General features: G+C 39.8%; 13 protein-coding genes. 1 reads left to right on the forward strand and 12 read right to left on the reverse strand.

Annotated elements, in window-relative coordinates:
- Nucleotides 1-217: 217 nt before the first annotated feature.
- From ACSKT4_RS05410 to ACSKT4_RS05450, 9 genes are all read right to left on the reverse strand, one after another.
- Nucleotides 218-1,060: a MurR/RpiR family transcriptional regulator gene (locus ACSKT4_RS05410; RefSeq protein WP_246521630.1), complete on the reverse strand. Its 843-nt coding sequence runs from the start codon at nt 1,058-1,060 to the stop codon at nt 218-220.
- A gap of 46 nt (nt 1,061-1,106) precedes the next feature.
- Nucleotides 1,107-2,054: a GNAT family N-acetyltransferase gene (locus ACSKT4_RS05415; RefSeq protein WP_465822949.1), complete on the reverse strand. Its 948-nt coding sequence runs from the start codon at nt 2,052-2,054 to the stop codon at nt 1,107-1,109.
- Nucleotides 2,055-2,972, reverse strand: a complete 918-nt coding sequence (murQ, locus tag ACSKT4_RS05420; RefSeq protein WP_436262600.1) for an N-acetylmuramic acid 6-phosphate etherase — start codon at nt 2,970-2,972, stop codon at nt 2,055-2,057.
- Between the two features lie 128 nt (nt 2,973-3,100).
- Nucleotides 3,101-4,066, reverse strand: a complete 966-nt coding sequence (locus tag ACSKT4_RS05425; protein WP_186870353.1) for a carbohydrate ABC transporter permease — start codon at nt 4,064-4,066, stop codon at nt 3,101-3,103.
- A 12-nt stretch (nt 4,067-4,078) separates the two neighbouring features.
- Complete coding sequence (locus ACSKT4_RS05430; protein WP_246521628.1) at nt 4,079-4,996, reverse strand: carbohydrate ABC transporter permease; 918 nt, start codon at nt 4,994-4,996, stop codon at nt 4,079-4,081.
- Nucleotides 4,997-5,340: 344 nt separating this feature from the next.
- Nucleotides 5,341-6,699 carry an extracellular solute-binding protein gene (locus tag ACSKT4_RS05435; RefSeq protein ID WP_255488129.1) on the reverse strand — a complete coding sequence of 453 codons (1,359 nt, stop codon included), beginning with the start codon at nt 6,697-6,699 and terminating at the stop codon, nt 5,341-5,343.
- Between the two features lie 70 nt (nt 6,700-6,769).
- Nucleotides 6,770-7,960 (reverse strand): anhydro-N-acetylmuramic acid kinase, encoded by a 1,191-nt coding sequence (locus tag ACSKT4_RS05440; RefSeq protein ID WP_186870354.1) that lies wholly within the window; start codon nt 7,958-7,960, stop codon nt 6,770-6,772.
- Nucleotides 7,961-7,965: 5 nt separating this feature from the next.
- The gene (nagZ, locus tag ACSKT4_RS05445; RefSeq protein WP_186870355.1) at nt 7,966-9,564 is read right to left on the reverse strand and encodes a beta-N-acetylhexosaminidase; all 1,599 of its coding nucleotides are present in this window, start codon (nt 9,562-9,564) and stop codon (nt 7,966-7,968) included.
- Between the two features lie 21 nt (nt 9,565-9,585).
- Nucleotides 9,586-10,302, reverse strand: coding sequence for a PIG-L deacetylase family protein (locus ACSKT4_RS05450; protein ID WP_186870356.1), 717 nt, complete (start codon nt 10,300-10,302; stop codon nt 9,586-9,588).
- A gap of 321 nt (nt 10,303-10,623) precedes the next feature.
- Here ACSKT4_RS05450 and ACSKT4_RS05455 point away from each other — a divergent pair, with 321 nt between their 5' ends.
- Nucleotides 10,624-12,192, forward strand: a complete 1,569-nt coding sequence (locus ACSKT4_RS05455) for a SpoIID/LytB domain-containing protein (protein ID WP_186870357.1) — start codon at nt 10,624-10,626, stop codon at nt 12,190-12,192.
- A gap of 341 nt (nt 12,193-12,533) precedes the next feature.
- On the opposite strand, the gene ACSKT4_RS05460 is transcribed toward ACSKT4_RS05455, so the two are convergent.
- From ACSKT4_RS05460 to murQ (ACSKT4_RS05470), 3 genes are read right to left on the reverse strand one after another with little or no spacing between them, the layout of a single operon-like run.
- Nucleotides 12,534-13,412 (reverse strand): MurR/RpiR family transcriptional regulator, encoded by an 879-nt coding sequence (locus ACSKT4_RS05460; protein ID WP_186870358.1) that lies wholly within the window; start codon nt 13,410-13,412, stop codon nt 12,534-12,536.
- Between the two features lie 24 nt (nt 13,413-13,436).
- The gene (locus ACSKT4_RS05465; protein ID WP_186870359.1) at nt 13,437-14,402 is read right to left on the reverse strand and encodes an N-acetylglucosamine kinase; all 966 of its coding nucleotides are present in this window, start codon (nt 14,400-14,402) and stop codon (nt 13,437-13,439) included.
- A gap of 11 nt (nt 14,403-14,413) precedes the next feature.
- Complete coding sequence (gene murQ, locus ACSKT4_RS05470; RefSeq protein WP_186870360.1) at nt 14,414-15,289, reverse strand: N-acetylmuramic acid 6-phosphate etherase; 876 nt, start codon at nt 15,287-15,289, stop codon at nt 14,414-14,416.
- Nucleotides 15,290-15,297 lie beyond the last annotated feature (8 nt).

Raw genomic sequence — 15,297 nt, forward strand, 5'->3', positions numbered from 1 at the left:
GACTTAAACCAGAAGCACGGTAATCCTGATCTTGCGGAGATAGAGATCTTAGTATCTCGACTTCCGGAGCTAGACACTTTAAATTTATGCTATTTAGAAAAACTCAGCATTCGCTGTCCTTTAGCGAATGTAGTAGCTTTTCTTATGCAGGGGGAAGATTCTTCTACTTCCCTATCTGCAAAAATAAGCCAACCCATTTGGAGTCAGCTCATTTATCCTACCTTTTCTTACTGTTTGCTGTAATAAAATCAATTGCATCTCTCGTGACATCAATATAGTTTACCGTTTCCTCGTATTTCAAGGTCGCTACCCGCATGAATAAAATATCAATTACTTGCAATTGACCAATTCGTGACGATGTGGCACCACTACGGAAGGTTGGTTCTCTTGTTGCTGATGTATACAGTCTAATATCAGCTTGTTCGGTCACCTTTGAGCTACCATATCTCGTAATACTGATCGTCTTCATCTTTTTCTGTTTAGCAAGCTCTAATACTTTAGCCACTTCCTGGGTTTCACCAGAGAATGAGATTCCAACCACTACTTCATCCTCATTACCATTCGCTACTAATGTTGCTGCCATATGGGTATCGGAAAAGGCATGAACTGTTTTATTGATTCGAAGAAACTTCTGCTCGGCATCCTTGGCAATGATTCCAGATGCTCCAACACCAACAAAGTGAATTTTCTTGGCATTCAACAATAACTCTACCGCCTTCTCCACTTCATCAATCCGTAGTAGCTCTGTCGTTTCCTTAATCGTTTGGATACTGTTAATTGTCATTTTATCAATAATAGATTGTAGGCTTTCGTTTGGCTTAATATCGCGAAAGCCCTCATCAGTTGTTTTTTGTAAATCCCCTGCGATTCGAAACTTCAGGTCTTGAAAACCTTTTAAGTCTAGTGATTTACAGAGCCGAATGACAGCAGCTCCACTTGTATTACTTCGTTTACCTAATTCCTGCGCTGTCAAATTGATCGCCTCTTCAGGGTGTCCAATAATATAGGTAGCTATCTTTTTCTCCGAGGGAGGTAACATCGGCAACATCTCCGTTAGCATGGTTAAACCTCCAGTCATATATGACATGCGATCAACTCTCTTTCTTTTATATATCTTTCTTCATCACATGGAACTGACGTGTAATGTTAAACCCTGTTTTTAAATATAAATATCCTGCAGAGCTTTTCTCCCCAGTCCATAGGAACCAGGCATGATGAAGCCCTTCTGCTTTCATTTGAAATAAGCACTCATGAAGCAATAGCTTCCCAAGTCCTTTTCCTTGCATAGAGGGGTCTACACCAAATGGTCCGAACCGTTCTGGTATTCCTTCATATCCCCCATATAAACAAAAGCCTATCAATTGATCATGGTATCGCGCAATTAATAAACGCTCTAGTGGCACAACTTCTTTCAATCCTTCGCGGATAGCCCTTCCCCAATCCGGATTAAACAGTTGATTTGCAAACTGAATGACTTCATAAACATCTTTATCCTGTGCAATGGAAATCGTAAAGCCTTCCACTTCACGTTCTCTTTTCAATTGTTTGATGTCATCTGACAATTGAAAATCTAACAGACTACGGTCCATCGCCACTGGAGAATAGAGTGTTTTAAACCCAAGTTTTTGTAAAAATGCATAGCCTCCTGGATAGGTTTTCTCATCTAATCCGGGCAAAATATAGTTCGGGGCATACGATGCAAAGAAAATACTTTTGCGATTATTCGCCTGAAAGAATTCCTCCACCTGCTTCATTAGCTCCGACCCAATTCCTTGCTGCTCGTAATCCGGGTCTACAAAGAAAAAGGTAATCCAGCCATTTTCCTCCTCCAGTTCTGTACCAATCATAGGAAGCAATCTTCTTAATCCGTAAATACAACCAACTAACGTTTCGCCGTCAAATGCTAACCGTAGACCATTCGGGTCAAAGTTCGCATCGAGTAATACAAGATGACGGAATCGTTTCGGGGTAATGGGGTCTTTACCTAGACTATTATTCCATACATGTACGATTTGTACCTCATCACCAGATTGGTAGCTACGATAGGTTATCAATTATACTCCTCCTTTGGCTTCTGCAATGTCAATCGCCTTTCGAACAAATCCATTAGCTTGTTGTATCGCTCTCTTTGCCTCGTCTAACGTTGTATTTGCCTTGATCATTACAATAGCAGGCTTTACTTCATTATTCGATTGTGTCAATGTTCCCTTAGCCTTTTCGTAGGAGGCACCTGTAATCGTTGAAACGATGTTAATCGCTCTTTCTCTTAATTTCTGATTACTTACCTTTACATCAACCATGAGATTTTCATATACCTTACCAATTTTAATCATGGTAGTAGTCGTAAGCATATTTAAGATTAACTTATGTGCAGTAGCCGCCTTCATTCTCGTTGAACCTGTAATGACCTCAGGACCGGTCTCTACTTCTATTTTCACATCTGCAAATTGACTGATGACAGCCTGCTTATTGCTTGTCAAGCTAACGGTTGCTGCACCAATCTTCTGTGCATACTTCAAAGCACCAGCAACATATGGCGTACGGCCACTAGCAGCAATTCCGACAACGATATCAAGCTCCGTTAGCTCGCGTTCTGCTAGGTCATTGGCACCCAGTTCTTCACTATCCTCGGCACCTTCAACCGCTTTTTCAATCGCCTTTGCTCCCCCAGCCATGACAGCTTGAACTAGCTCTGGTGGTGTGCTATAGGTAGGTGGGCATTCCACTGCATCTAATATTCCAAGCCTACCACTTGTACCCGCTCCAACATAAAACAATCTTCCGCCATTTTTTAATGCTTGGTAGATTCTCTCTACTGCCATCTCTATATCAGGTAATACCTGTTGAACTGCCAGAGCTACTTTCAAATCTTCCTTATTAATAACCGACAGAATCTCCGATGTAGACATATTATCAATCGTCATCGAATTCTCATTTCTCATTTCTGTAACCAAAGCTGATAACTTATTCATTCGCATACCATCCTATTAAGTTTCATTTTAATTTCCGTAGCATTGGTTTCATAGATTAGGGATTGATGTTTCCGAATAACAGTTACTCATCACCAAACCTACCAGTACCCTAAGCTAAACCAATTTTACTACTCCTTCACTCCGCCCAAAGTCAATCCTTTTACAAAGTGACGTTGGAAGATAAGAAATACGATGATCATTGGTATTGCTGCTATGGCCGCACCACTCATCAGTAGCTTGAAGTCTGCTAAGTTTGCATCCTGTAATGTTTTCAAACCTACTGGTAATGTGTATAGTTTAGCACTGTTTAATACGATAATTGGCCATAAGAATGAGTTCCAAACGTTCATAAATGTAAAGATGCCAAGTGCAGCTAGTCCTGGCCTTGCTAGTGGTAATACAATTTTCCAATACGTTCTCCATTCACTCGCCCCATCAATCTTGGCTGCTTCAATTAGCTCATCTGGAATGGAGAGCATAAATTGTCGCATAAGGAATACACCAAATACCATGGATAAGTCTGGTAAAATTAGCGCCCAATGGGTGTCCATTAATCCTAAATCACGAACCATAATGAACATTGGTACTAGTGTTACCTGCGATGGAATCATCATCGTGGATATGATAAGCCAGAATATGAGATTTCGCCCAGGAAACCTCTTCTTGGCGAGCACATAGCCGGCCATAGAGTCCAATAAGAGAATCCCGATAGTAACCACTATACCAATATATAAACTATTGAAGAACCACCATCCCATTTGATTTTTACTAAATAAGTTTGTAAAGCCAGAAAAAGTATCACTGATAATATGGGACATAATATCACGGTGGTATGCTTCTTTTTCCGCATCTCCAGCTTTTTTAGCTTCTCTTGCCTTTCCCCAGTGCTCGAAGTATTCCGGTATACCAACAGGATACATCTTCGGTGGGTTTGCATTGACGTACGATGTTGGACGGTCTAGCTCTTCATCCTGATAGCTTTTAAGCTGTAACGATGTACTAAATACCCAATACAATGGTAAAAGGGAAATAACTGCTGCTACAGATAATAAAACATAGACTATCAATTTATTGAGTGTAAATCGCTTCTTCAAGTATTTCCCCTCCTAACTTTTCCGATTTAAGACTTTGTATTGAAGTACAGAGATGATAAAAATAATAAAGAATAGCACGACTGATTGTGCCGCAGCCAATCCAAATTCAAAGTCTCTAAAACCAGTTTTATAGATTAAGTGTACTAATGTTTCTGTGGCATACCCTGGTCCGCCACCGGTCATGAGGATAATCTGGGTAAACACTTGGAAAGATCCAATCGTACTTAAAAGAGTTAAGTATACTGTCGACGGTGTTAGCATTGGAATGGTAATCTTGATCCATTTCTGAAATGCATTGGCACCATCTATTGTCGCAGCTTCGTATAACGAGTCTGATATGGAGCTCATCGAAGCCATATATAGAATAATTCCAACTCCAAAAGGAATTAACATTTGCATAATTATGATTGCCCATAATGCGGAATTGGTTTGCCCTAACCAGTTAATCGGTTCCATACCAAACCATCCCATCACATGATTAAATAGTCCAAATTCATAGTTATACATCCAACGCCATACCATTGCGATAATAACCATCGACGTAACAGTTGGTAAATAAAATGCTGCACGGAAGAAATTCTGTGCAAATTTGCCTAACGAATGTATTAAGGTTGCAGCAATTAATGCTGTAATGACGTTAAAAGGCACCGTGACTACGGTATAAATGGTTGTATTAAGTAATGCCTGCTTAAATGCATCACTTTCAAATACTTTTTTATAATTATCGAACCAAACCCAATTGTTAGCATCCATTATGCGATATTCCTCAAATGATAAAACAAATGCCCAAACTACGGGTATGGCAATAAACAATGTAAATAGAATCAATTTCGGGAGTAAAAAGAGATAGGCTGCATAGTTCTTACGCATCAATTTACCTGTTCTTTTTATACTCTTACCAGCATTTTTAAAACGTCCTGATAATTCCAAAATTCTCCCTCCCTGCTGTCTCCTGGAATATGTAGCAAAATCTCCTCAAGCATTCTTTTATATTCGTGTTTTTACTAGTTGAATGTTGATGATTACCTCTTTCTCACTATTCTTAGTAAAGTAACGATGATTCGTTAATTAACATAAAAAGAGCACAGTTGCTTTATCTGTTACCTTTTTCTGCTTCATTCCCTTAAAAACGGCTTTGACACGCTCTATCTGTTACCTTTCCCTGCCGCATCCCCTCAAAAAGAGCTCAGTCAATCATATTAACTTTCCAATCTACTGAATAAAATCCGGTAGACTTCGAAAGCTTAAATCTCCAAAGTCTACCAGATTATCAATTATTCACCTAACAATGCTTCAACTTCTGGTTTGGCGGTTGCCATCGCTTCTTCAGCTGTTTTCTCTCCGTTAAATACGAGCTGTAATTCACGTTGGATGATTTCATCGATTTTCTTCCATTCTGGATGACGTGGAAGCATCACCACTTGGGAAGACATCTCTTGTGCGCGAGCCATTTGCTCATTATCTTCAAATGGATTCATTTCTGCTGCACTAATACGAGCAGGGAAAATACCATATGATTTAGACATTAAATATTGCTCATCTGTAGTAGAGATAAACTTCATGAACTCTCCCACAACTTTTTTCTTCTCTTCACTCTCTTGCTTAAACATAGTCCAGCCGCCAACACCACCGATTGTGACCGGTTCACCTGTCGTACCAGTTGGGTAGTTTGCTACCATAAAATCAGTTGGGTATGTTGTTTGGGCAGATGTAATGGCCCAAGTCGCCCAAGGTTGCATTGCTACGGTACGTTGTTCTTCACTTGCCCAAGCTTGGAATGTACCACCTACATCAGCACCACCCATGGATACAGGTGCTGCTTCATTTACTAGTTTTAAATCAGCAAGCTGTTGAATTGCTTCAATTGCTTCAGGTGAGTCAAATGTGAATTCCGATAAGTCATCACTTAGAGGTTGACCACCATTAATGTAGAAGAATGGCCAAGCTTCATAATATCCAGGTAGGATATAAGTAGAGAAACCATATACATCAATTGTTCCATCTCCATCACGGTCAAAGGTTAATTTTTCTGCTGCTTCCAAAAACTCTTCCCATGTCCATTCACCGTTTTCAGGTGCTTCAACACCAGCTTCTTCAAATAATTCTAAGTTAAGTAGCATAGAGTGAACCGTTAATGAATTCGGTATGCCATACATTTTTCCATCAAACGTATAAGCCTCTAATGCATTTTCATAGAAATCGCTTTTCTCTTCCTCTGTAAATAAATCATCTAACGATTCAATGACACCTTGGTCAATATGATCAATACTTACAGCACTACCACTAATATCAACTGGTGCAATATCCGGCCAAGATTGACCAGCAATATTAACGCCTAGCTTATCAGGCATTTCAGCCCAAGGTACTTGAATAAGCTCAATTTTCACTCCTGGATTTGAATCTTCAAATTCTTTAATTTTTCCTTCTAACCAGAAGTATTGATTACCCTTACCTTCTTCACCTGATGTATCCCCTTCTTCAGCCCAACGAGGACCATCCCAAATCGTGATGGTTCCAGTCCAATTACCATCTTCATCTGTATCTCCGTCTGAGTTGTTACCACATGCACTTAGCACTAGTACAAACGCTAATGCTAGTAACATTAATGAAAAAAACTTCATTTTACCTTTCATGGTTTACTTCCCCCTAACATAATTTTAAAAATAAGTAGTTAGATAATGATTATGATTGCTTAAAAGTAATTCACCCCCTTAACGTGCCCCAGGCTACTTTCCCCATGACGACTTCGCGCTTAGCTCCAGTAGCTGGAGGAAAATTATTGGTTCTTTGTTTCAAACACTGATAACCTAATAAAGCAAAAATCATCGCTTCCTTGGCATCAGCAGGCATACCAATCTCATCCATCTTCCTTAACTGAACATGGTCAGGTAACCCATTTCGTATTTCTTTCATTAAAATAGGATTGTAGCTACCTCCACCACTTATAAATACTTCACGAATTCCATCAGGTTCGATATGTCGTTTAATATCATTTGTAAGTGTTACCGCCGTTAGCTTCGTAATCGTAGCAATTCGATCAGCTAGATTAATCGATAATTTATCCGCATCATTCCAGAGTTTAATTGCGTATTCTTCCCCAAATAGCTCTCTCCCCGTTGACTTCGGTGGAGGGATTTTATAGTAGGGCTCTTGTAATAAAATATCCAACCATGTGTGATTAACGGATCCGTTAGCAGCGAGCTCTCCATTTTTATCATAAAACCATTCACCATTCGTCATTCTTCTAGCAAAATAGTCGATTATCATATTTCCAGGTCCAGTGTCATATGCTTTCACCTGAGACGGAGCACTATTTTTTGGCAGTATTGTAAGGTTAGCTATTCCACCGATATTCACTAGTACTCTACCAATTGCCTGACTACGGAATAATAGATAATCAGCATATGGTACTAAAGGAGCACCTTGCCCACCTACTGCCATATCTCTTGTACGAAAATCACCTACAGAAGTAATTCCGGTTAGCTCAGCAATCGTGCTAATATCACCAATTTGTAAGGTTGAAGCAACTAGCTCCCCTGCAGCATCAATAGGATCTGGCTGGTGGAATATCGTTTGACCATGGGAACTGATAAAGCTAATATCCGCTAATCGTAAGCCGGAATCATCTATAGCCTTTAAAGCCGCTTCTGCATACAATTTTCCTAATAACATATTCATGCTAGAAATCAGTTGAATACTAGCAGTAATTGGATCACAAAGGTCGAGAATTACTTGCTTTACCTCATTGGAGTACGGTACCGTATCAAAGTGTTCCAATTCTATATGTACTGAATCGTTTTCTTCTGATATTTTAACGACAGCAACATCAATTCCATCTAGGGAAGTTCCTGACATGATACCGACACCATATGTAAAACTATTGTCTAAAAGCATCGTTTTCACCCCCTCTGTGGCAGGGTAACTGGTAATTTCCCTTTCACTTTAACTTTACCAAACACTGCTTCTGCCGCTGTTTGTAGGGCAGGATTGGTAAATTCATAGGTTGCTATATAGGCTGGCACATCTGGCAAATAAGCAGTATCATAAGGACTTCTTGTAGCAATAACAATTACACTCTCATTTTCCTTAACCAATGCTTCCACCATCTTCACTTGCTGATCATTCTCCTTAACAGATAGCGTACCGACAATCACTGCTTCAAAGTCTTTAGCTATCTCCTTTACACGGGTGATTTCCTCATCGGTCGGAGGATTAGAAAGCTCGATTACTTCGGTGTTTTCATGGAGCTTCGCTACCGCTTCTCCTAGACTAAACGTCGAATATCGCTTATCCTCAACTTGCATGGCGTAGCTGTTCGTTGCATATACTACTAAAACTCGATCTGTACTTTCTAGATGTAGGGGAATCTGATTATCATTTTTCACCATGGTAATCCCTTGCTTATAAATTTCATATGCTTCAACCTCATGTAGTTTAGCTCCCACATCCTTTGAGACAATCGGTTTAGCATCCAATGAAATATCATTCCAAGATAAGTAGTTATGCTTTAAAACCATCACGCGGTTATATGCCTGTTCGATGATTTCCTCTGCGATATCCCCCGTTTTAACTGCTTCCTCTATTAGACTTAAGGCTTCATATTGCCTAGATTGCAAGTGTGAAATCATGATTAAATCGACTCCAGCCTTTAGGGCTTCAACTGCTCCTTCTGCTGTTCCAATTCCTTCTGAGATTGCATTCATTTCCATACAGTCTGTTGTCACAACACCGTTAAATCCTAATTCTTCACGCAGCAATCCAGTAATTACCTTCCTAGAAAGAGTTGCTGGTACATTTTCTTGATTTTCAATAGCTGGAAAATACACATGTGCGGACATAATCGTATCTGCCCCTTGCTCGATTACATCTACAAATGGTTTTAATTCGATTTCCTTGAGTCGTCCTATAGGGTGGGAGATAGTGGGCAAATCAAGATGAGAATCCACATTCGTATCTCCATGTCCTGGGAAATGCTTTAATGTCGTAATGACACCAGCATCCTGCATTCCTTTAACCGCTTGCTTTCCAAACGCTGAAACAAGTTCCGCCTTTTCACCAAATGATCGAACACCGATAACTGGGTTATCTGGATTATTGTTCACATCTAGTACAGGAGCTAGATTCCAATTGATGCCTAATGCTTTTAATTCCCGCCCAGTAAGCAGGCCAGTAATATAGGCATTTTCACTTCGTCCAGTTGCCCCAAGCAGCATAGCACCAGGAAGTATTGTTGCTCCTTCACCAAGTCTACGCACAACTCCATTTTCTTGATCAATACAAATTAGGAGTGGCTTTTTATGTCCTGCTTTTTTAGCTTCGCGTTGCAGTTCTGTCGTCAGGGCTAAAACTTCCTCTGTTGTTCCTATATTCCTTCCAAAAAGGATAATTCCACCAATATGTCGTTCACGAATAAGCTTCTTTATCTCTGGTGTTGCGGTTTTTCCTTTAAATCCAAACACCATGAGTTGACCAATTTTTTCTTGTAGTGTTTCTGTCATTATGTATCACTCCACATTCCGTTATAATTCAAAACCTGGGATTGCAATTCCTTTTCGAATGTTCGCACCAACTGGATACTTCAATGTTTGGGCATAGATTGTTCTAGCTAAACAACCACGCATCGTACCTAGAGCTTTATAGTAATCGTAATAGCGAAAATCACTAGAATTCATGATGAACCAATATTGGGATAATGCCTCTAAATACGTATCAAATTCATCGGAAACATCCACATAAACATCCGGTATATACCCTTCCATGTCTTCCCAATTCTCACTATGAAACATTCTAGTTAACGAATGAGGTGGTAATCCATCTATATCAAATCCAGCCAGCGCAGCTTTCAGCCATGCAGCTTGAACAATTCGTGGGCAACGTGCATGGTCTGGATGCATACTATTTTCCCAATGGGTTATCACGATAGTTGGCTTTAACTCTCGAAATATTTTCGCAACCCTAGTTATCGTTTCATCCTCCTCATTTAGTTCTGCATCCTTATAATCAAGGGTAATACTTTTCCCACCGAGTATTGCTGCAGCCTTTTCTGCCTCCTTCATTTTCTGCTCTCGATAGTCCTCTACAGAAATATGAGGTGGATTCCCCTTCTCTCCAGCGGTTAAATGTAAAAATGTTACGTCATGCCCTGCCTTTGCATATTTATAAGCAATTGCACCTGCTTGAATTTCCGCATCGCCACAATGTGCTCCAACTACCATTAGATGAATTTTCTCACTCATCTTTCACACCTCATTTCAGAAATATAGTGCCAGCTTTTGATATCGCTTACATTTCAAAATAGATAAATAATTTAAAATAGAATTAATGTTATATCCCTTTAAAAACTACTTTTATTATACATGAAAATAATCACTTTAAAATAGTAATTCATGATTTTTTTATTAAAAATGTCATCATATTTCATTTCTATTATGCCGACAGACCTATTAGAACAATGAAAAAGGTTCTTTTTGCCTACAAAAGTGAAAGAGGATTCTTGGTCTATTTGTTGAATAGTTATATTGTAAGCGTTTTATTTCATTAAAATGGAGGTGGAATGGTTGAAGAAACTAGCTATGGTATTATTGATTAGTTTATTAGCTTTTTCTGGAATTTTTTCAGGTGGGATTACTAGTTTTGCAGAAAGCAACACCCAGATGATTCGGATTGGGGTTGTGCCGACAGCTGAATCGGTTAACATCGGAAGCAATCAAGGCTTCACCATTACGGATAAAGAAACAGGTGAAGTGATGTATACTGGTGAAAATGATGAGGTTCGTGTGGAATTAGCTTCGTCTGGAACAATCGAAACGAATTATCGTTTGCAAACTTCTTGGACAACGAGTGTTCCATATATGCAGGATTGGTTAAACAGAGCCGAAGCTGCAGGATATGATACGTTTGTCGAGGACTATAATGGTGGATGGCGTCTATTAATCGGAAAGTTCCCGCAGGATGCTAGCTGGGGAGATCGAGAAACATTTCGTCAGCAAATGATTACGGAAGGGTTTGCCGGAAGTGATTCCTATTGGCGCTTGATTACCGAATCGTCTGGAGAAACACAAATTCGCATTGTTGCAGATGACGTTGAGGCTCTTGTTTCTAATGCGGTACAAATTAGTTCCGAAAATGGTATCGTGAAAATCAATGGTAGTCAATATCGTGGAATTGGTGAGGTCGGATTCAACAGTGCAGGTACGTTAGCGGGAATTAATGAATTACCTTTAGAAGAATATTTATATGGAGTAGTACCACGAGAGCTCCCACCAAATCCATATGGGGAATTAGAAGCGCAAAAGGCTCAGGCAGTAGCTGCTAGAACTTATGCGATTAGAGGGCTTGGAAAGCGTAGTGCAGACGGGTATGATTTATTACCAACTACTTCTGACCAAGTATACGGTGGATATGATGTAGAGCACCCAATTTCTACTCAAGCAGTTCAAGAAACAGCGGGGATTGTGGCAACCTATAATGGAGAATTAATTGATGCCGTCTATCATTCTACTAGTGGTGGACATACAGCCAATAATGAAGATGTATGGAACTCTGACCCAATTCCTTACCTTCGTGGCGTACCAGATTCCCAGCGTGGTAAAGCATTAGATAATGTACCTAATTTGAATGTCTTCAAAAACAGTGCTAATCCGAAATCCCTTAGGGCACAGCGAAATGGAGATTTCGAATCCGATTGGTCCAGATACCATCGTTGGTATTTTGAATGGACAAGTGAGGAGATCAGCCAAGTATTAAGTGACTATTTCAGTACAGATGTCGGGCAGGTCTATGAAATTAATGTGTTAGAACGAGCTAATTCCGGTAGAGTACTAGAAATTGAATTTGTAACTGAAAATGGAACCTTCTATGAATATAAAGATCGTATTCGTTGGGCTCTGCAGTATTTTAATAATGCTGGAGCAAAGAGTGTTTTATTAAGTACGCTATTTTACATCGAACCAGTAAAGGAAAAAAGAACAAAAGAGGTCATTGGGTTTGAAGTATATGGCGGAGGCTGGGGCCATGGTGTTGGTCTATCACAAACAGGCGCAATGGGTATGGCTACTAAAGGATTTACGTACGACGAAATCTTGAAGCATTACTATCAAGGTATTGAATTGGAAGAAATCTATTAAAAAAGCTTATAAAAAATTACTATAAGGTGGGGACTGGGACAAAACTAAAAGAATTAAATGTAAAACCGAGTAATATACGATACTAGCTCCGGAAATATAGGTAGACTCCTGCGGGAGGAAAGGGCAAGGTTGAGACCCCTAAAGAAGTAGCACGAGGAGGCTCACCAGCCGTCCGGCGGCAAGGTAGACACTGCGATGGTTCTATCGAGCAGATGTCGCCCCTGTACTGGAAGTGAAAGCGAGGTATACTTCCGGAGCGTGGTCGTAGCTCATCATTCGTTTTTTCCTTTAAGGTAAATCTTTTGTCCCATCCTCTCTTCATTATTAAAGAAAAACGTCAGTTAATCTCTTCGCTTCCCATTTAACTGTCGCTTAACATAACTTGCTGCTTCTCTTGTGGAATCCAAGTATCCAACCGTCTTTTCATATTCCTCTGAGGCCACACACATAAATAGAATATCAATTAAATGGAGTTGGGCAATTCTTGATGATGTAGCTCCACTTCGATTAACTGCCTCTTTAGCAGTTGATGTAAATAAATTAATATCCGCATGACTCGTTAACATGGAATTGCCATACTTCGTAATACTTATCGTCCTCACATTCCTTGATTTAGCAAGATCTAACAGCTTCGCAACCTCCACCGTATTACCAGAAAAAGAAATCCCAACTACCACATCATGTGAGCCCTTATTCGCGATAGCCGTAGATGCCATATGAATATCGGAAAATGCATGAACTTGTTTATTAATTCGAATAAATTTTTGCTCTGCATCTTTTGCGGTGATAAAGGATGCCCCGAACCCGATAAACGTAATCGAATTAGCATGGATTATCGTATGGACTGCTTCTTTTAGTTGGTCAAAATGGATCATATTGACTGTATCCTTAATCGCCTGAATGGTATTAGAGGTAACTTTTTCAATAATCTTCTCATAATCTTCCTTCGGTTCAATATCACGAAATTCGCTCTGGCTATCTTCCTGAAGATCACCGGCAACGCGTAGCTTTAATTCCTGAAACCCATTAAATCCAAGTGACTTACAAAGTCGAATTACCGCAGCACCACTCGTTTCACTATTCTTCCCTAGTGCTTGGGCTGTTAATAAAACCGCTTCTCTAGGATGGTTTAAAATGTATTCTGCAATCTTTCGTTCTGAATTTGGTAGACTCTTTACCATTTCTTTGATAATCGTTAATCCACCTTTTAAATTGGCCATCCTTTACACCTGCCTTTTCGACATTCACATCTTACGGAGATTATCTATGATGCTAGTAGAAATTGTTTGCTTATTTTCTAGTAATGCACCAATAATTGAGCCTGCGACTGGTAGAAGTTCTGGTAATATAAAAGAGACTGGTTTAGAATAGCTTTTAAACTCCAATTCTAATAAAGGTGGTAAAATCATTCGATTAGAAAATAATCCACCACATAAAATGACCTCTAATTCATTATTAGTAGTAAAAAGCTTCTGGTCTAGTGTTTTAATACTATGGCTAATTTCCTTTGCTACATGCTGCATCATAGTTGCCACCACAGCATCACCGGCCTCGTAGGCTTGGAAAACTAGCTTGGATACTTGTGCTATAGTCATTCTAGGTGCTCGGGAATGGTAGATTTGATCAATAAGCTCTCGACCAGAAGTAACTTGAAAATAGGAGAAGAGTATATCCTTTAGCATCGTACTTGGTCCCCGACCATCTTCATGTTGTAATACTGCCATAATCCCTTTTCTTCCTAAATCATAACCACTGCCTTCATCACCTAGTAAATATCCCCAACCACCAACACGGCCATGTTGGTTATTCTCATTTACTCCAAATGTGATGGAACCAGTCCCTGATATTTGCACGATTCCAGGCTTCCCATAAGTACCAGCGTATAATGCATTGACCGAATCAGGTTCTACTTTAACTTTTACATCTGATGGAAGAGTGGATTGAATTACTTCCGTTACTAGCGATGCGGATTGCTGACTACCAGCTCCTGATATCCCTGCAAATATAGTCGATACGTTACGTACGACATCTGGTACACTTTGCTGGAGATCATGAAAAATTGTTTGAAACGTATCGATTAGTTCACTCTTTGAAACGGCATTAGGATTCGTAGAACCATATTGTGTATGGGATACTACTCTCCCCTCCATATCGGTTAAGACGACTTGTGTTTTTGTTCCTCCACCATCAATCCCAATTACATACTCCATCTCTCATCACCCTAATATACAGCGCTTATGGCATCCAAATATTCCATTGAATCTCTTAGATTTTCCTCGTAATCTTTTAGAATCTGTAATGCTTCGGTAGCAGATATATGGTATTTGCATACTAAGACAGCTCCTTTCAATTTATTCCCACAAGCCACAAGGGCTTCTCTAGCAACCTCTTCCTCTACACTTGTAATGTCACATATAATACTAATCGTCCGCTTTCGCAATTTATCATTGGATGCTTGTACATCAACCATATAATTTCCATAAACCTTGCCTAAGCGAATCATCGTAATCGTGGAAATCATATTCAAAGCTAACTTCTGGGCTGTACCAGACTTTAATCTAGTTGAACCCCGGAGAATTTCTTCGCCTACCAGTAATTCGATTGGGCTATCAACAAGGGATGCTATTTCAGAATTGGGTTTACAGACTATCCCTACTGTATGTATCCCCATTTCTTTCGCTTTCTGGATTCCACCGATAACATATGGTGTTTTACCACTTGCTGCTATCCCAATTAGGACATCCTTTTCCGTAGCGTGCATTTCTATTTCTAAAGCTCCCTGAACCTTATCATCTTCAGCATTTTCTACTGCATATCGAATTGCCTGCTCCCCGCCTGCAATCATCCCGATAAAGACGTCTGCTTTTACACCAAATGTAGGAGGGCATTCGGATGCATCTAGTACACCGAGTCTACCACTGGTACCTGCTCCCATATAGATTACCTTTCCACCATTCTTAATTGCCTCGACACAAGCATCAATCACCGGTTTTATTTGAGGGAGTGCTTTTTCCACCGCTAATGGCACTTGTTTATCTTGCTCATTCATTGCAGTTAATAATTGATCGACCGACATTGTATCTAATTCTAGTGCCATATTACCAC

Source organism: Ornithinibacillus liuyingii, assembly GCF_055550225.1.